Below are 18,208 nucleotides of genomic sequence, written 5' to 3'. Positions count from 1 at the left end.
GTGAAGGCGTCCTTGGGCCATTCGGCGGCGAGTGCCCGGGACGGGCGGAACAGGCCGGTGCCGCCGACGGCAACGAGCACCGCGGTGGCCAGGGTGTTTCTCAGGAAGGTACGGCGGGGGTGTTGGGTCACGGGGTCCTCCATAAAATTTATAATACGAAGCGAATCTCTCGCAGACAACAATATGCAGACATTATAGACGTCATTGTCCGCGGCTTTGTTCCTTGCGCGCAAGAAATATAGTCAGCGCCGGCACAAGAAACAAAATCGCCGGCAATGAAAATAAAAAACCCACTCCGACAGTAATCATCACAGGACGCAAAACGGCCGCCGCGCCGCTGGTAAACACAAGCGGTATCACGCCCATGACGGTGACCAGGCTCAGCACCAACAATGGGCGGAATTGATATTTGGCAACCCGTCGCAGTTTCTGTTGCCATGACAGATCCTGTCCGCTCAATCCGGAAACGGAAGCGGCGAATATCGCCGCCTGCCCCGCCGTGATGCCGGTCAGGATCAATCCGCCCAGCCACACCGCCGGTGACAACGGCATGCCGGACAGCAGCAATACCGCGCCGGTTCCCGCGGTGACGCTCAAGGCAGTCAAGGTAATCATCGTCGCGGCACGCAGAGATCGGTGCAACAACGCCTGTATGATGAACAAAAAAGACAGCGCCAATCCAAACAGCGCGGGTTCCTGGCGGCGACTTGTTTCCACAAGATTTTCCGAGCCCGGGAAGGATAACCGGTAATCGGCGGGAAGTTTGTAATTTTCAAGCATCGCGTGCATCCGTGCCCATGCCTGCTGCGGCGATACGCCATCGGCAGGCGATGCCACGATCTCGACATCCGGAATTCCATTACGGCGATGAATCTGCGCCGGGGCGGAAATGCGTTCGACGCTGGCGACATCGCCCAGATGCACGGCCGGCCGGTTCTCCAGTTCACCGAGCATCAGTATCCGGCCCAAGGCAACGGCGCTATTGGATTCCTCCGGCGGCAAACGCAGGCGTATGTCATAGCGATGTTCGGCGTCGCGGAAATCCCCGGCCGGAATGCCGGTGAGTGCGATCGCCAGCGCCCTCCCGGCATCGGTGATATCGATTCCCCGTTCACGCGCGCGATCTTCATTTATGCGCAGACTGAGTTCCTCGTGTGAAGTCTGCAAGCTGTGCCTTGCTTCACGCCAATCCGGCACGGAACGCAGCCGCTGCACGATGTCGTCGGCGAAACTGGCCAAGCGTTCGCGATCGGCTCCCTGAATGCGCACCACCACGGCTCCCGTATCGTCGCTCAGCGGGGCTTCCTGTCCTTTAATGGAAAACACCGTCAACATCAGGGCCGCCAGAATAAATGCCGTTATCAGCGCTGCCACGGGTTTCCGCAGCAGCCGGCGCAGCAGGTTATCGTACGATTGGCGTATTCCGGCAATCCCATGACCGACGGACCCATTTCTCCGCGCCGACCCATAGCGGCGGCGCTTGTCGAACGCCGGAACCAGTATCAGAGCGAACAACGCGGAGATCAGCCAGGTGGCGCCAAATACGAGGACGAATTCCCGGAACAGCAGGTTTATCCCACCGCTCACGAACAAAACCGGCAGCAGCGCGACAGGAAGAGCAACGACCATCGCCATAACCGGACTAACCGTTATGGCACTGTGGTCCGCGGGGCGGCGGCCATTTTCGAACAGCAGGATGGCGCTGCTGCCGAAAAGACCCGCGCCCAGCGCCAGCGCCCCGAGTGTCATCACATCGAGCGTGAGCCTCGACAGCGCCATCAATACAAAAGCTGCTTGCAACGAGGCGGCGATCACTACCCCGAGTATTACGCTACGTCGTCCACTGCCCAGCAACAGCTGCCCCGTGAACAGCGCCAGCGCCACGCCCGCCACGAGCGCCAGGGCGATACGCCCGAGCGTTTGCCGCGCCTGAACAAGTTTCTGCGAGAGCGGGTGGATCTCGATGTCTTCGGGAATCAACCGGTTCGCGCGCATCCATTCCCCGTGCGCCTGAACCCGTTCGACCACGTCCGACATGACCACCCGCGGTTGCCTGTGAACAGTCAGCTTAACGGCCTCCCTGCCGTCAAAACGGAAATGCTCGGGTCGCGCGCCTTCACCGAGCGTTACCGTGGCGATTTCGGAGAGAGAGATACTTTCACCGCCGGGCAGGATTACCGGCAGCGCCGCCACGGCGGCGGCACCGCCCGATTGCATTGCCACGTGGCGACCGCGGCTCTTCGCCGGCAGACGCCGAACCGGGGTGTCCGTCGCGGGACCCTTGCGGATCGCCTGCAACAGATCGCCAAATGAAAGTCCGAATCCCGCCAAGCGCCGCTGATCCGGCATCACCAGGATTTCGCGCACCGCGCCGCCTTGCACGTCCACCGTGGACACGCCTGGCAACTCGCGGAGCTTTCTGGCGAACTCATCCTGGACCCAGTCACGCAATGCCAGCGGGTCGCGTTCGCGCGATGTCACGACAAATTCCGCCGCGACCGACGATGCGTCCACAATGGAAACGCCCGGCGGCTCCACCGAAGCGGGCCAGAATGATTTGGCCCGCTCGAGCCGGACAGTCATATCCTGCTGCGCGGCTTCGATATCGCGCCGGTGTTTCAACTGCAAATCGATGATGGCGCCGCCCGACGTGGTGACCGACTCGATACTTGTCACTCCCGCGGTTCCGGTAAGCGTTTGTTCCAGCCGGCGTGTAATTTTTTCCTCGATCACCGACGCGCTCACACCCGGCACCGAAACCCGCACCAGCAAGTGCGGCGCCTCATGCGCGGGCAACAGGTCGATCGGAAGACGGGCGAGCGCGAAAAACCCCAACAACAAAACAGTCAGCGTGGCGAGGACGACAAGAAAACGATGTCGCGAAGACGGACGGACGGCGGCCGGAGGCATGCGCCGCGTATTCCTTAATCCTGCGCGCGCGAGAGAGTCAGGAGAGGCTCGAGTTCGGCGAGCGCGCGCTGGTACACTTCGCGTTTGAAATTGATGATGTGCTCAAGCGGTCTCCAGTACTCGATCCAGCACCACTCGTCGAATTCAGGCCGCTCGCACAGATCGAGCCGCACGTCATTATCGGATCCCAGATGACGCAACAGGAACCAGATCTGTTTCTGACCCCGGAAGGCGCTGTTCGGGTTGCGGCGGCGATAATCGTCGGGAATATCGTAATGCAGCCAGTCGCGGGTTCGTCCCAGTATCTCGACATGCGACGGAACGAGGCCGACCTCTTCACGCAGCTCGCGGTACATGGCGGCCTCAATGGCTTCCTTCGGGCGAATGCCGCCCTGCGGGAACTGCCAGCCATCCTGGCCGCAGCGCCGCGCCCAGAAAACCTGGTTGTGGTGATTGCACAGGATAATGCCCACGTTGGGGCGGTAACCGTGTTCGTCTATCATTAACAATCCCGCGAAAACCGAAATACGGTGAGAACTTTAGGGTGATTTTTCCACGAAGCCGCCGCGGCGGCAATGCCGAACGAAGCATCAGGCAGCGCATTGGCATCGGGCTGCTGACAGGCGTGCTGGGTCTTTCCGGCTGCGCTTCATTGCCCCGTATTCCCGCCAATGTCGTCCTGCGGGATGCTCACAACAACGGCTACACCCTTGCCTTCGACAACCGCTCGGAAACCCTCGCCACCGGTGGCTCGGAGGGCCGCGTCCGCCTGTGGCGTTTGCCGGACGGAAAGGAACTCTCCGGCTGGAAAGCGCACACCGACTCGTTGCAGGGGCTCGTGTTTCTCGACCACGACCGCGAACTGCTCTCCGCCGCCTACGATGGAACGCTCGCGCGCTGGACGCGCGAGGGAGCGCTGCTGAAACGCCTGAACACACCGGCACCGGTCACCAGCATGGCGGCGGATGAAGCCGCCAATCTCGTCGTCACCGGACACAGCGACGGGCATGTACGCCTGTGGCGGCTCGCCGATCTTTCTCTCGCGCGCGACCTGCATCCGCATCGCGGCGCGGTGCGCGCGGTAGCTTATCATGCCGCCACCGACCAACTGGCCTCGAGCGGAACCGATGGCCGCGTGTTTTACTGGCGAGGAAGCGAGGAACCGCGCCCATTGCCCGCTCCACCCACGGACGCACAGGACCTGGCCTTCGCGCCCGACGGGACTTTTCTCATGGGCAGCGGCTGGTTCAATCTGTTCCGCTGGCGGCTCGATAACGGCGGCCTGCAGGTTTTACCGACGGCGCATCACGGTATCGTCAAGTCGATCAGCTTCAGCCGCGACGGCCGGACGCTGGCAAGCATCGGCCGTCAGACCGACAGCGCGGTATACCTGCTCGACGCCGCGACCGGTGCCGTGCTCAAGCGCTTTCAACCGCATGAGCTGTGCGGCAGCTTCGTGCGCCTTTCGCCCGACGGGCGCTATCTGGCCTCGACTTCCGACGACGCAAGCGTATATATCTGGGACCTGCAAAATCCCCTGCAGGAACGGACTTTCTTCACGAAATGAAATATATTTCACGAAATCCCAGCGCCCCTGGCGTCCTGGCGTTTCTAAATTTATTTATTTAAACGAGTTTAACACTTGAGCCTCGCCATCTTTGACCTGGACAACACGCTGCTGCGCGGTGACAGCGATCACGCGTGGGGCCGGTTCCTGATCGAGAACCACGTCGTCGACGGCGTGGAGTACGAGCGCGAGAACGAGCGTTACTACGCCCAGTATCAGGCGGGCACGCTCGATATCATGGAGTTTCTGGCGTTCGCGCTGAAACCACTCGCCGCCCACGATCGCGCCAGCCTCGACCGCTGGCACCGGCAGTACATGCAGGACAAGATTCTGCCCATGATCACGCCCGCGGCGCGGGCGCTCGTGAATTTGCACCGCGCGCACGGCGATACGCTCGTCATCATCACCGCGACCAACCGCTTCGTCACCGAACCGATCGCCTGGGAGTTCGACATTCCGCACCTGATCGCCACCGAACCGGAGGAACGCGACGGGCGCTTCACCGGTAGGGTCGCGGGCACGCCCTGCTACCGCGAAGGCAAGGTGACGCGGCTGAAAAGCTGGATGCAGGAACAGGGGCAGACCTTGCAGGACAGTTGGTTCTACAGCGATTCGCACAACGATCTGCCGTTGCTTACCATCGTCGACCACCCGGTGGCGGTCAATCCCGACGATACCCTGCGGTGCGAGGCGCAGCAGCGCGGTTGGCAGATTCTGCCCCTGCGCTGAGCCAATCGCCCATGAACCGCCGCCTGCCGATCACGCTCCTGTTGCTGGCCGCGGCGCCGTTAAGCCTGTGGTTTGCCCTGTCCCAGGGCAGCCTGAATATCGGTGCGACAGAACTGTGGCGGGCGCTGCTCGGCGGGCACGACAACGCCACGGCGTATCTGGTCATACATGAATTGCGTCTCCCGCGCGCGCTCTCAGCCTTCGCCGTGGGTGGACTGCTGGCGCTCTCGGGCGCATTACTGCAAGTGCTGTTGCGTAATCCGCTCGCGGATCCCTATGTGCTCGGCATCTCGGGCGGCGCGGCGGTCGCGACGCTGCTTTCGATGCTGGCCGGTCTCGGCGCGGGATGGTTGCGTGGCAACGCCTTCCTCGGCGCCATGCTTTCCATGCTCATCGTCTTCGGTCTGAGCCGCGCCGGTAGCGCCTGGACACAGAATCGTCTGCTTCTCACCGGCGTGGTGGTTGCCGCCGGCTGGGGCGCCGTGATCAGCCTGATTCTGGCCGTGGCGCCGGCAACGCAGGTTCAAGGAATGCTCTTCTGGCTGATCGGCGATCTGAGTTACGCCTCACAGCCCAGGGCGGCGATCGTCGCCCTGATGGCCGGGCTCGCGGTGTCCCTGTGGCTCGCGCGCCCGCTCAATCTGCTCATGCGCGGCGAAAATGTCGCCGCCACGCTGGGAGAGAATCCGGCGCGGCTGCGTCTTATCATTTATCTCCTGGCCTCGCTACTGACCGCCATGGCGGTCACGCTGGCGGGAAGCATCGGGTTCGTGGGTTTGGTCATTCCCCATATATTAAGGTTGGCCGGCGGCTCCGATCACCGCTTTCTGCTGCCCGCGAGCGTCCTGCTCGGCGGCGGATTTCTGACGGTGGCCGATACCCTGGCGCGCAGCGCGACGGCGCCCACGCAACTCCCGGTCGGCGTGCTCACCGCCCTGCTGGGCGTCCCGGTGTTTCTTTTTCTTCTGGCCCGCACACGCTGATGCTGCGCACAGACCGCCTGACACTGCGCGTCGCCGATCGCACCCTGTGCGATCGGCTCGATGTCGGCTTCAACGCCGGTGAGAACTGGGTAATCCTCGGGGCGAATGGCAGCGGCAAGACCACGCTGCTGCACGCGCTCGCCGGTCTGCGCGAACCGGATCAAGGTGGCGTCATGCTCGACGACATTCCCGTGCGCGACACCCCGCATCGTCAGCGCGCGCGGCGGGTGGGCGTGCTGTTTCAGGATTTCGAACCGGCATTCCCGGCCACGGCGCTCGAGACCGTGCTGACCGGCCGTTACCCGCGTCTGGAACGCTGGCAGTGGGAAAGCACGGAAGATTATCGCGCGGCCGAAACCGCGCTCGAGGCCGTCGAACTCGCCGGTTTTGCCCAGCGGCCGCTCGCCACGCTGTCGGGCGGCGAGCGGCGGCGCGTTGAAATCGCCGCTCTGCTCGCCCAGGACGCGCCCATCTGCCTGCTGGACGAGCCGACGAATCATCTCGATCTGCGCCACCAGGTCCGGATACTGGAATTGCTGGCCGGCCGCGCATACCGGCCTGGCCACCTGAACATTTTTGTTCTACACGACGTTAATCTCGCCGCGCGCTTCGGCACCCACGGCATTCTGCTGTTCGACGATGGCGAATGCCTCCATGGACCGCTGTCCGACATGCTCGCGCGCCCGAACCTCGAGCGGCTGTACCACTGCCGCCTGCGTGAAATTCATGCCGAGGGCGCCCGCTGGTATCTGCCGGACTAGCGCCCAAGTGGATTAAAAAAGGGCCGACCGTTATACTTCCGGCCACTCGCAGCGGCACTTAAATTGAGGATGGGGCACGCGCATTGGGATTGAGTCGTCTGCTTAAATCCGCGCCAAGGCATGGGCTCCCGGTCCTTCCTTTGCTTCTCCTTTTCCCGGCGGTGACGTACCTATGATGCGTCTGCGGCTTTTCCCACGAACCTTGCGTGCGCGGATCGCCGCCTCCTTCTCCATCCTTTTATTGTTTACCGCCGCCGCCGTCACCCTCGCTTTCGCGCGCCAGGCGGCCCACGCCCATCTCGAGACACAACAACAACTGGCCCAGAACCTGATGGTGTTCGTCGAGCCGGCCGTGCGCGGCATGGTGACGAACTACGATGTCACGGGGCTGGACAATTACATGCAAAAAATCGCCGCCGACCCCACGATCGCTTCGATCCGCATCGTCGATGAGGGCGGCGGCTCGCTGTTATACCAGCATCAGGGCAACGCGGAGCCGGCCAGCTGGATGTCACGGATACTGGCGGGCGTTTCCGGTGCAAGCCCGCTGCTCATTTCCGAAGTCAACGTTAACGGCGCGAAGGTCGGGCGCATCGAAGCGGTGCTATCGTACGCACCGCTCAATCAGAGCGTACGGCACGTGATGGTTGTCGGCAGCGCGTTGACCGCGATCGTGCTGGCCGTGGCTTTCCTGCTGGCGTACCTGCTGCTCACCCGTTTCACCGCACCGCTACGGCCGCTCATGGAATGGGCGCGCGAATTCGCCCACGGCAACTGGCATCCGCGCGTCAAACTGATCGAGTCGGGCAGCCGCGAAATCCAGGAACTCAACCAGGCGTTCGCCGACGGCTCGGCCACGATGCGGCACTACATTCAAAGCCTCGAGGAAACGCGCGAGCTGCTCGAATACAGCGAAACGCGCCTGCGAAAACTCGTGAACAGCATGCACGAAATCCTGTTCGAACTCGATGCCGACGGCCACATCATCTTCCTCAACCCGGCCTGGCAGGCGCTGACCGGCTTTACCGCGGACGATTCGCTCGGAAAATCTTTCAGCGATTTTCTTCTGGGCGAGGACGCCATCCGCGACTTCGAAGTGAACACACTCCCGCGCCTGCACGAGAAAAACCGCGAGATCTCGCTGCGCTCAGCGGATGGCAAACACTTGTGGATGAGTCTCGATGCCGATGCACAAACCGACTCGGCGGGAAATTTCACCGGCATAATCGGCACGTTCAGCGATATCACCAGGAGCGTCGAACTCAACCACCTGCTGAGCCGATACCAGGACGAGCTCTATCACCTGTCGGTCACCGATCCGTTGACCGGCCTTTACAACCGCCGCCACTTTGACAGCCAGCTGGAAGTAATCTTGTCGGATCATCTGCCGAAGAACATGCCGGTGTGCCTGCTGCTCATTGATCTCGACGGTTTCAAATTCATCAATGACACCTACGGTCATCCCTTCGGCGACGAGGTGCTGCGCACCACCGCCCAATTGCTCAAGCAGCAGGTGCGGCGCAACGACTACATCGCGCGCCTAGCGGGCGATGAATTCGCCATGGTGCTCAAGAACACCGATATCGAAAACGCCACCCGCATCGCGCAGAAGCTCCACGACTGCATCAGTGATACGCGCATCCCGCTGCCGGTGGGGCACATGCAGCTTCAGTCCTCCATGGGCGTGGCCGAGGCGCCGACGCACGGCGCCAACGCCCAGGACCTGGTGAGCGCCGCGGATGTCGCGCTCTATCACAGCAAACGCGGCGGCCGCAACCGTATCGAAGTGCTTTCACCGGACATCAGCAAGGCGGTGATGTCGATCTTCAGCCAGGGGTTCCAGTTGCGCAATGCGATCGAGCAGGGCCACATCCATCCCGCCTTTCAGCCCATCTGCAATCTCAAGAACGGGATACCGATGGCCTACGAAGTCCTGGCCCGCATGCGGGTCAACGGTCTGGTGATTCAGGCAAAGGATTTCATCACGGTGGCGGAGGAGCTGGGGCTGACGCGTGAAGTGGACCTGCACGTCATCGGCCAGGCGCTATTGCTGTCTCCCTCGGAACATGCCTTGTTTCTCAACGTGGATATCTCTTCTTTCAACGACAAGGAATTTGTGCAGGATCTGAGCCGGTTGCTCAAGCCGGCCTGTGCCGAAGGACGCTCGATTACCATCGAGATCACCGAGCGCGAGACCATTCCCTTGAGCGATGGTCTGCATCAGGATATCCAGACCCTGCGCGCCTTCGGTTGCAAGCTGGCGCTCGACGATTTCGGCAGCGGTTATTCCACGTACAACTTCCTCAACCAGTTCCGCCCGGATTACCTCAAAATCGAGGGCTCATTCGTGCGCGGCATGCTGCAAAACGAGGCCGACCGCAAGATCGTGACCCATATCCACGAACTGGCCTCCTCCTTCGGGATGCAAACCATCGCTGAAAGCGTGGAGGACGCTGCTACCGAACACGCGCTCCAGGAAATCGGGATTTGCAATGCCCAGGGCCTGTTCTACGGCGCTCCGCGTCTGGTTTCCTGATCCTGCTTTCTGCTTGCCCGTGTCATTTTGAGCAATATCAATAAAAATCATTGATCTTTATATGCAATAATAACGATGGAAAGTTTCTCCAATTTAAGAAGAATATGCGCCCTGCTGTTTGATGTAGTCTTGGATTACCAATTTCCATTCACGGTTTATTTACACCTTAAAAAGGAAGCTTAACTATATGAAAAAGTACTCGATTCTGCTTGCCGCACTGTTGGCCATGACGGCAGTAACCGCCTGTGAGAAAAAGGAACAGAAGGCTGCCGCCCCGGTAGCGGTACCGATGGCCCCGGCTGCCCCCGCGGCGGATGCCGCCAAACCGGCGGATGCCGCTGCCCCGGGCGCTGCTGCTCCTGCTGCACCGGCGGCCCCTGCTGCTCCTGCTACCCCCGAGAAGAAGTAAGGCTGACAAGATTTCAGTCATCAGTCTCATGTAAAAAGCCGGCCTTCGGGCCGGCTTTTTTATTTCCGCGCCGTGAACGAAAACATCATGGCATAGTTGCATCGCAACCTGCATATCACGCACCGTGATTACAAGTTTCGTCAAACATTGACACAGCTGCTGTCGCTTCATATATTGCACGCGAGCATGTAGCTCAAGAGCTTCAGGTGTTTCCCGGAATTTTCATTCCGGGAGATGAAACGGGAAGCCGGTGCGTCCATCGAGAAATTACGGCGGACAATCCCGGCACTGCCCCCGCAACGGTAAACGAGTCAAGGCGAATCAAGCGCCACTGTCTGGCCTCAATCGCAAGCGATTGATGTCGACGGGAAGGCGATTCGCCGGGTCAATCCACTCGTGAGTCCGGAGACCGGCCTGAGGTGACCAAACGGTGTCGCGGAGGGCGGCGCGGGCGGCAATGGCCTCGCGCCTTCCGCTTCTCCCCTTCCTCCGCACACTTAAACCAACCCCTGCGCGGGTGCGCGCGGTTTGCGGAGAAAAAAATGAAAATATCGGTAGCCCGTCTCATCATTGGCATGGCGTGCATCACCCCCGTTTCGGTTTTCGGCGCCACGAGCGGCGCGGAGGAACCGATCGTCATCACCGCCACACGTATTCCAACGCCCCTGCAACAGATTGCCAGCTCGGTTACCATCATCACGGCCGAAGATATCCAGGCTAATCAATGGCACAGTCTCCCGGAAGCGTTGGCAGCACAGCCCGGAATGCGCGTCGCCACTTCTGGCGGCGTCGGCGCCCAGACCTCGTTATTCACTCGCGGCACGAACTCCAATCACACCCTCGTCCTGCTCGACGGAATTGAAATATCCGATCCCAGCACACCGAACGGCGCTTATGACTTCGCGCATCTGAGTCTGAACAACGTCGAACGAATCGAAATTGTCCGTGGCCCGCAAAGCACTCTCTACGGCTCGGGTGCACTCGGCGGCGTGATCAATATCATCACCAAGCGTGGCCAGGGGCCCAACCAATACGCGGCATCTTTCGAAGGGGGTTCGTTTCACACCTACACCGAGGGATTATCCGCACAGGGGAGTGACTCCCGATTTCATTACTCGATGGAGATCTCACAATTCAACACCGCGGGTCAATCCTTCACCCCAGAACGTTTACGCGCCGGACAGGGCAACGAGAATGACGGGTACCGCAACACAACCGCATCTTTTCAGGGTGGTATCACGCCAACCGCAGGCACCGAACTCAATCTTTACGCCAGATCGATTCACGCGCATTCGCAGCTGGATATCGGTACGGGCGAGGATACGGACTCGGAAGGCAGCGTTACACAACGGTTCGTCCGTCTCGAGGCCAAATCCTCCCTGGCGGATGGGCGTTGGAAGCCCGCTCTCGGATATTCCAGGTCGCGTCAGGACAGGACAATCGATAACAATCGTCAATCCTCGCTCGGCGACGAGGAACATACCCGGTTCCTGGGTGAAACCGAAACGACCGATTTTCAGAACCAGATTGCCCTGTCAAACAGCAATAGCGCGGTGCTAGGCTACGAAACAAAGAAGGACAGCATGACCGCCACTGGAACTTCCGTGTTTGGTTCTGGCTTTGGCGATTTCGTTCTCACAGAAAACACGAACGTTCAGGAACGATTGGAAAGCTGGTATCTCCAAGACCAATTTACGATCGCAGAAAATTTTCACGGGACTGTCAATGCACGCTCGGATAACTACGACAGCTTCCCCGGCGCCAAAACTTACCGGTTCACCCCGCTGTACGCCATTCCCAGCACGGCAACGAAACTCAAGGCCAGTTACGGCACGGGTTTTCGTGCTCCCTCACTGTTCGAACGTTTCGGATCGACGCCGACCAATTTCGGTACAACCTACAGTGGCAACCCCGCCCTCAAACCCGAGGAAAGCAAAGGATGGGAAGTCGGCATCGAACAGGCGCTGTACGCAGGACGCGTTGAACCGTATTTCACATACTACAAAAACCGTATCACAAACCTTATCAAGGTCATATACTTGCCGAGCTTCGACAGTACGTCGGTCAACATCGACAGTGCCACCATTGAAGGTTATGAAACCGGCGTCGCATTCCGGCCCTCGACCAAAACGACGCTCCAGGCCGAGTACACACGGACTCGTACACTAGACCAAAACGGTCAGGAATTGCTCCGCCGTCCTCGAGAAATGGCGTCAGTCCAAGGTAAAGCCCCGATCATGCCGGACGTTGATCTCGCACTCAGCCTGCGCTATACCGGCCGCCGTAAAGACGTAGACCGCGTTTCCGGCGCAACTATTGAAACCGGCGGTTATACCGTTACCGGGCTTGTCGCAACATGGCAATCGTCGAAAAACATCCGTGTCCACGGAAAGATCGACAACCTTTTCAACAAAAAATATGAACCCATCGACGGCTTCCAGGGAACCGGTGTGGGTTTCTTTGCCGGGATAGAGGCAAACTTCTAGGTCGGAGGTCAATATGAGAGATTCAACAACCCGATACCGCCGCATCATGTTTTGGATGACTCTGTCCGTGCTGGTGCACGGAATAGCCGTCTCCTGGCTTCCGTCTCCGTCCCCCACGGAGCCGCTTGTCGATAAACACACGCTATGGGTTTCTGCATGGCGGAACGCGGCATCGGTTGCGCCGGTCGCAGAATCGGCCGGCCGGTATTCGCCACAACACTCCCAACTTTTTCCCGCCAACGGCGACGCGCCGTCAGCAAACACACGCTCCCAACAAATAATGCCGACTCACGACGAATACCCCTCCACTGAGGAGACGGAGGCGATGCCTGAAAACGGGATAGCCAATCACATGTTCGGGCTCATACGCCGCTCCATCCAGGAGCATTTTGTTTACCCGCCATTTGCCCTGCGACAAGGTTGGGAAGGCGAGGTTCTTGTCGCGCTTCAGATCAGCGCTGAAGGCGAAATTCGCGATATCCGGGTGGTTCGATCATCGGGGTATCGCATTCTTGACGAGGACGCCTTGTTAATTCTGAACAAGATCGGTTCAATACCCGATGCGCGCATCTGGCTGAGCGGCCGTACTTATCGTGCGCGCATCCCGGTCATTTATCGGCTTACGAGCTAACATGGGCCATCGCCTAACCAAAATCTATACTCGCACCGGCGATGACGGCACCACCGGTCTGGGCGACGGTTTGCGCGTGAAGAAAACCGACCGGCGCATCGAGGCGATTGGCACGGTGGATGAGTTGAACAGCCTCCTTGGCCTGCTGCTCACTCATCAATTGTCGAATGAAATACGCGTCAGTCTTACGGACGTCCAGCATGAACTTTTTGACCTCGGTGGTGAACTCAGCATTCCCGGCCGTTCCGCCATCGCCGAGCCACATGTAAAACGTCTGGAGACCATACTGGACAAATTCAATGCAGACTTACCCCCGCTCAAGGAATTTATACTTCCTGGAGGATCTGAGGCCTCGGCCATGTGTCATCTGGCGCGGTCCGTATGCCGCCGCGCGGAACGGCGTGTGATTCACCTTGGAGAAGAGGAGAAAATAAACACTGCCGCAACAAAATACCTGAACCGTCTATCCGATCTGCTGTTTGTTCTCGCGCGCGTGCTGAACGTTCATGCCGGGCGCACTGATGTTCTGTGGCAACCCGGCAAGAACCGCTAAGGACTGCCTGACACTTTTCTTTTCGCCCGCGCCTGTTCGAGCGTGGCACATATCCGCTCAGATCCATCAAGAATTCTCAGGCTCTGGCGCTCGATCAAATCAGGTGGAATGAATAACAGATTGTCGCGCGTGGAAGCGGTGAGCATGGACAGCGCCCGCCAGCGATCGCGCCATTCCTGCCACAGCGCATCGTAGCCGCTGGCCAGAATAACTTCCGGATTTCTTTGCACCACGGATTCCATATCTACCCGCGGCGTCAATCCCGGCAAATCGGCATAAATATTTCGTCCGCCGCATAGCTGAATGACATCGTTGATAAGGTGGCGACGACTTACCGTAAGCAGGGAACTGTCCAGAATCTGATAAAACACCGGCACAACCGGGCGGCCTGAATACCGGGCACGTAGCCGCGCGAGGTGCCGGCGAAAATCCGCGGCAGTCTTGCCGGCAAGTGCTTCTGTCCCGGCGAGCTTGCCGAGTCGTTCCAGCAAGTCGACCATGTCATCGAGATGACGTGGCTCGGTCACAAAAACAGGCATCCCAAGCGAGATCAATCGTTCGACCTGCCACGAAGGGTTGCCGGATTGCCAAGCGATGACAAGATCCGGGTGCAATGCGACGATCGCTTCGACATCAAGACCCGCTCCGCTGCCCACGCGGGGAATGCTTTTCGCCGCCTCGGGATAATCACTGTACGCCACGGCACCCACAACGAAATTTCCTGCGCCTGCCACGTACAGCAGTTCCGTGACGTTCGGTGCCAGACTGACAATGCGCCGGGCGGGCGATACAAGCGTCAGCATCCTGCCTGCGTCATCAGGCACGACAATTTCCGCATGGGCTGTCGAGATGATCGTCAGGCATCCCAACCAGAGCCGAAGCCATCGCTGGAATATGGGAATAAATTTATTCATGCTGGATCACAAATTGCCACCATGGAACAGCAGTTGCGGAAACAGCTGTCCGCCATGCTTATCGACACGGATGCGGGTAATCCCGGCATTTGGCACCTGCAAGCGGAACAGATGCTGAAGTGGTGCATTGAGCACATGTGCGACAACCATGCGAATCACACCGGCATGTGCGACAACCAGCACATGTTTTCCACCATGGTGTTCAAGCAGGCTGTCCCAGGCAGAAATAATCCGGTCTCGAAATGCCGTAAGCGGTTCGGCGCCTTGCGGCGCATGCGCTACCGGATTACTGCGGAATCTATTAAGTATTTCAGGATCCGCCGCGGTCAGCACGTCGGGAGTGCGCCCTTCCCACGCACCAAAACCCAATTCGATCAGGCGTGCGTCGATTTCCAGCGGCAATTGGTGACGCTTGGCCAGCTCCCGGGCAAAATCCGCGCAACGTAAGAGGGAAGAACTAATCACAGCCTGCCACGGACAATGATTGCCCACGGCGTCTCGCATTTGCGCCCAACCTTTTTCGCTCAGCGGATCGTCCGTCTGACCGCGATACTTGCGTCCCCCGACGGATTCGCCGTGACGCATCAGATCGAGAGTGGTTATCAGCTTCCGGGACATGAAGCGAGCGGAAAAAATCCATATTTACGCATGGCGCACTGCAGTGGAAATCGGGCCGCAGATTGTGCCGGGAGAGTCTATAGATACACGGACTAGCCTGAGAAGAGACCAGCCAGATGTGCCCCCGTCATCAATATGCCGACGACGAGCCATAACAACAGCACCCGCCAGACGAGGGCGACGACGCGGCGCACATGGCCGGCATCCGGGACGACGGTGAGATCGGAAGATCGTTCGGCATATTCGTCCTCTTCTTGCGCCTCGCAAATCTGCATATGCATCGCGCCGAAACCGGAGGCTAGCAGCGGACCACTATTGATATCCGACCAGACCCCGACGCGCCGACGCCAGCAGTGCAGCGCGTCCTCGAAGCTGCCCATCAGCGCGTAGGAAAGCGCGGTGATGCGTGCCGGTATCCATCCCAGCAGATCATCGAAGCGGGCCGCCGCCCAGCCGAATTCGGCGAAACGCTCGTAACGGTGCCCCCAGAGAGAATCCAGAATGCAACTTAGCCGCTGCAATACCGCCCCGAATGGGCCCAGCAGCATGAACCAGAAAATCGGCGACACGATTAATGAATTACCCTGCTTGAGCACGCCTTCCACCGCCGCACGCGCGATGTCGGCTTCGTTTTTCTCCGTGGCGCCTTTCCCGGTCAGTTCCTGCAATTTCTCGTTCGCTTCATCGAGATCGCTGGATTCCAGGGCATTCGATATCGCATTCGCCGTTTTTCCGGGGCGATGGACATCGACGCACAAGTAAAGCACCACGACATCGAAGGCTAAGCGGAGTATCCAGGCGAGTTGCCCGAGAACGTAGTGAAGAAGAAGCACGCCAGCGACAATGGGCAACGTTGCCAGCATGACGGCACCGACACCGTGCGCACGTTTGCCACCGTTGAATCGTTCCTCGATGGATTCCGCCCAGTCGCGATACCAGACGAAGGGCTTGATTCCCTGACGATCGGGAATCAGATGATCCAGCGTGATCGCCAACAGTACTGCAATCAGTATTTCACTCATGCCAACCGTTTTTCATCCTTGTTTACATGTAAATGTAATGGCCACGCGTGTCACAAGGCAAGTCCTAGCCGCCGGATCCCGTGGCACAGCTCTTTCGGAGACGGCGGCAGTAGCGAAACATGGCTCATTGCGGGCTACCTGCGCCCATTGCCGAAGGAGCCGCCACCGCCCGTGGCGATAGCTCTTTCGGCGGTGGTGGCCAGGCGACTCAATGAACATCGTCGCTTGTGGCGGCCCGACATGCTCCCTTCGAAGGAGCTTCGCCTCGGGCACTGGGCGCTACGCACAAGTATCCAGATACCTTTTCCAATCAAACGTCGGGCCTGGATCCGTCTTGCGTCCGGGCGCAATATCGCAATGTCCATATATGCGTTCTGGCGTGATGGCAGGATAAGTCTGCCGGAGGGTGCGGGTAAGCTTGGTTAGCGACTCGTACTGGGCATCCTCAAATGGGAGATCATCCGCCCCCTCCAGTTCGACACCGACGGAAAAATCGTTAATACGGCTTCTCCCCTCGCAATACGACAAACCCGCGTGCCAGGCACGCTGGTGCAATGGCACGAATTGGACAAGCTGACCATTGCGACGTATCAGGACATGAGTCGAGACCTTCAGATTCTGGATCTCACGATAATAAGGATGGTCATCGGGATTCAGGGTGTTGCAGAACAGCTGCTCGATACCCTGCCCACCGAATCTTCCCGGTGGGAGGCTAATCGAATGTATTACCAGGGTGTCTATCGGCGCCCCTTCCGGGCGTGCGTCACAATTGGGAGAAGCCACATACGGCGCGCCCCGGATGAGTCCGCTCGTCGTATCAATTTGCATGACACTGTGCAGTTCCTTTGCAATCCGAAACGGGGTCATGAAGAAATTGTATCTGACAGTCCCCTTTAAGATGGTGCCGGTGACCGGAGTCGAACCGATGACCTACTGATTACGAAACGGCCAGCCTATTGTTCCATATCGCTTTGAAAAATAATACCTATACGCCCTGTTTTGTGTCTCTTACATTGCGCACTTTTGGGTGGTTTCACACGAGTTTTTATGAGTTTCGACAGCCAATAAGAGACAGCCACAAGAGGCCGTGGACTGTGTCCAATTGGCTCAGAGAGTTGTCGCAATCGGCATCTGAATCTACTGTTGGCTTGAGGAAGGGGGAAGATCAGTAATGTAGTTTGATCACGACTGCCCACTGGATTCAAGAGCCTTAACAGGTGGGATATTTGAGGCTATCGAAAAGCTCTAACAAAATTAAGTAAAAGTAAAAAAACAATTTAAATTGTTCACATTTTTCATGGTAACAAATAGATGGCTCCATTCATTCCCACCGCAATGAACTGGTTTTTAAACCAGGCGACACCGTTCAGATCTGGCACAAATGAATTGTTCTGCGGGGAGGTCCAACTGATGCCATCAGGTGAGGTCTGGGTTATCCCAGCCGTCCCAACTATCTCGAACTGAGCTCCCGACCAGGCGGCTCCGTACATAGCATTGCCCCAGCGGGTCGTATGGCCCGTCCAGGTTATTCCGTCGTATGAAGTCTGTACGGTGCCATTAATACTATCTCCCGCAATCAAGAACTGGACTCCCGACCAAACCACGCTGTGGAGCATGTTCCCACCCTGCGATGTCCTGGGCGTCCAGGTTGCGCCTGTTGGTGAAGTCAGGATGGTATCTCCGGCTCCGACTACTACATTCTGAGGCTGAGTGTTATTACCTGCGACACCATACAAGTCATTCGTCGTCCCGGATGTCTGTTTCGTCCAAGTCGCGGCATCGGGTGAGGTCAGGATTGTTCCGGAATCGCCGACGGCGATGAACTGCGACCCGGTCCAAGCTATAGCGCGCAAGCGGTTTGTGGTCCCCGAGGCCTGCAGTGTCCAGGTAACAAGGTCGGACGAGGTGACGATCGTTCCCAAGTCGCCTACTGCGGCAAATTTTGTTCCCGAGGTGGCGATCCCATTAAGATTGACGACGACATTGGAAGCGCTCGTCGCCCAGGAATTGCCATCCGTGGAGGTAATGATGGTCCCGAGCGATCCGACGGCGACCACCTGCGATGCCGAGGAGGCGATGCCGTAGAGGG

16 protein-coding genes and 1 riboswitch are annotated in these 18,208 nt (G+C 58.9%); of the genes, 9 read left to right on the top strand and 7 right to left on the bottom strand.

Annotation, left to right across the window (positions count from 1 at the left end):
• Positions 1 to 201: 201 nt before the first annotated feature.
• On the bottom strand, positions 202 to 2,910 hold the full coding sequence (locus ACC569_RS09885; protein WP_372523354.1) for an efflux RND transporter permease subunit: 2,709 nt from the start codon (positions 2,908 to 2,910) through the stop codon (positions 202 to 204).
• 14 nt (positions 2,911 to 2,924) lie between these two features.
• Positions 2,925 to 3,413, bottom strand: a complete 489-nt coding sequence (locus ACC569_RS09880) for an RNA pyrophosphohydrolase (protein ID WP_372523353.1) — start codon at positions 3,411 to 3,413, stop codon at positions 2,925 to 2,927.
• A 41-nt stretch (positions 3,414 to 3,454) separates the two neighbouring features.
• Between ACC569_RS09880 and ACC569_RS09875 the strand changes: the two genes are divergently transcribed.
• The 9 genes from ACC569_RS09875 (at position 3,455) to ACC569_RS09835 (ending at position 13,565) form a co-directional block, all read left to right on the top strand.
• On the top strand, positions 3,455 to 4,477 hold the full coding sequence (locus tag ACC569_RS09875) for a WD40 repeat domain-containing protein (RefSeq protein ID WP_372523352.1): 1,023 nt from the start codon (positions 3,455 to 3,457) through the stop codon (positions 4,475 to 4,477).
• Positions 4,478 to 4,552: 75 nt separating this feature from the next.
• Positions 4,553 to 5,206, top strand: coding sequence for an HAD family hydrolase (locus ACC569_RS09870; RefSeq protein ID WP_372523351.1), 654 nt, complete (start codon positions 4,553 to 4,555; stop codon positions 5,204 to 5,206).
• Positions 5,207 to 5,217: 11 nt separating this feature from the next.
• Complete coding sequence (locus ACC569_RS09865; protein ID WP_372523350.1) at positions 5,218 to 6,189, top strand: FecCD family ABC transporter permease; 972 nt, start codon at positions 5,218 to 5,220, stop codon at positions 6,187 to 6,189.
• A complete protein-coding gene (locus ACC569_RS09860) occupies positions 6,189 to 6,950 on the top strand; it encodes an ABC transporter ATP-binding protein (protein ID WP_372523349.1) in 762 nt (253 codons plus the stop codon). The genes ACC569_RS09865 and ACC569_RS09860 overlap by 1 nt, the downstream gene beginning before the upstream one ends.
• Before the next feature lie 172 nt (positions 6,951 to 7,122).
• Positions 7,123 to 9,486: a putative bifunctional diguanylate cyclase/phosphodiesterase gene (locus ACC569_RS09855; RefSeq protein WP_372523348.1), complete on the top strand. Its 2,364-nt coding sequence runs from the start codon at positions 7,123 to 7,125 to the stop codon at positions 9,484 to 9,486.
• A gap of 187 nt (positions 9,487 to 9,673) precedes the next feature.
• A complete protein-coding gene (locus ACC569_RS09850) occupies positions 9,674 to 9,895 on the top strand; it encodes a hypothetical protein (RefSeq protein ID WP_372523347.1) in 222 nt (73 codons plus the stop codon).
• Positions 9,896 to 10,082: 187 nt separating this feature from the next.
• Positions 10,083 to 10,328: riboswitch (cobalamin riboswitch) on the top strand.
• Between the two features lie 109 nt (positions 10,329 to 10,437).
• Positions 10,438 to 12,381, top strand: a complete 1,944-nt coding sequence (locus ACC569_RS09845; RefSeq protein WP_372523346.1) for a TonB-dependent receptor plug domain-containing protein — start codon at positions 10,438 to 10,440, stop codon at positions 12,379 to 12,381.
• A 13-nt stretch (positions 12,382 to 12,394) separates the two neighbouring features.
• Positions 12,395 to 13,012: an energy transducer TonB gene (locus ACC569_RS09840; RefSeq protein WP_372523345.1), complete on the top strand. Its 618-nt coding sequence runs from the start codon at positions 12,395 to 12,397 to the stop codon at positions 13,010 to 13,012.
• A 1-nt stretch (position 13,013) separates the two neighbouring features.
• A complete protein-coding gene (locus ACC569_RS09835) occupies positions 13,014 to 13,565 on the top strand; it encodes a cob(I)yrinic acid a,c-diamide adenosyltransferase (protein ID WP_372523344.1) in 552 nt (183 codons plus the stop codon).
• On the opposite strand, the gene ACC569_RS09830 is transcribed toward ACC569_RS09835, so the two are convergent.
• From ACC569_RS09830 to ACC569_RS09810, 5 genes are all read right to left on the bottom strand, one after another.
• A complete protein-coding gene (locus tag ACC569_RS09830; protein WP_372523343.1) occupies positions 13,562 to 14,389 on the bottom strand; it encodes a cobalamin-binding protein in 828 nt (275 codons plus the stop codon). The genes ACC569_RS09835 and ACC569_RS09830 overlap by 4 nt on opposite strands.
• Before the next feature lie 96 nt (positions 14,390 to 14,485).
• A complete protein-coding gene (locus tag ACC569_RS09825) occupies positions 14,486 to 15,097 on the bottom strand; it encodes a histidine phosphatase family protein (RefSeq protein ID WP_372523342.1) in 612 nt (203 codons plus the stop codon).
• 92 nt (positions 15,098 to 15,189) lie between these two features.
• Positions 15,190 to 16,119, bottom strand: a complete 930-nt coding sequence (locus ACC569_RS09820; protein WP_372523341.1) for a cobalamin biosynthesis protein — start codon at positions 16,117 to 16,119, stop codon at positions 15,190 to 15,192.
• 279 nt (positions 16,120 to 16,398) lie between these two features.
• On the bottom strand, positions 16,399 to 16,947 hold the full coding sequence (ampD, locus tag ACC569_RS09815; protein WP_372523340.1) for a 1,6-anhydro-N-acetylmuramyl-L-alanine amidase AmpD: 549 nt from the start codon (positions 16,945 to 16,947) through the stop codon (positions 16,399 to 16,401).
• A 467-nt stretch (positions 16,948 to 17,414) separates the two neighbouring features.
• On the bottom strand, positions 17,415 to 18,208 hold a 794-nt coding region (locus ACC569_RS09810), incomplete at its 5' end, for a WD40/YVTN/BNR-like repeat-containing protein (RefSeq protein ID WP_372523339.1).

Origin of the sequence: Sulfuricaulis sp. (genome assembly GCF_041499725.1) — a bacterium.
GTDB lineage: Bacteria > Pseudomonadota > Gammaproteobacteria > Acidiferrobacterales > Sulfurifustaceae > Sulfuricaulis.
This window is presented reverse-complemented; position numbering and strand designations above follow the sequence as displayed.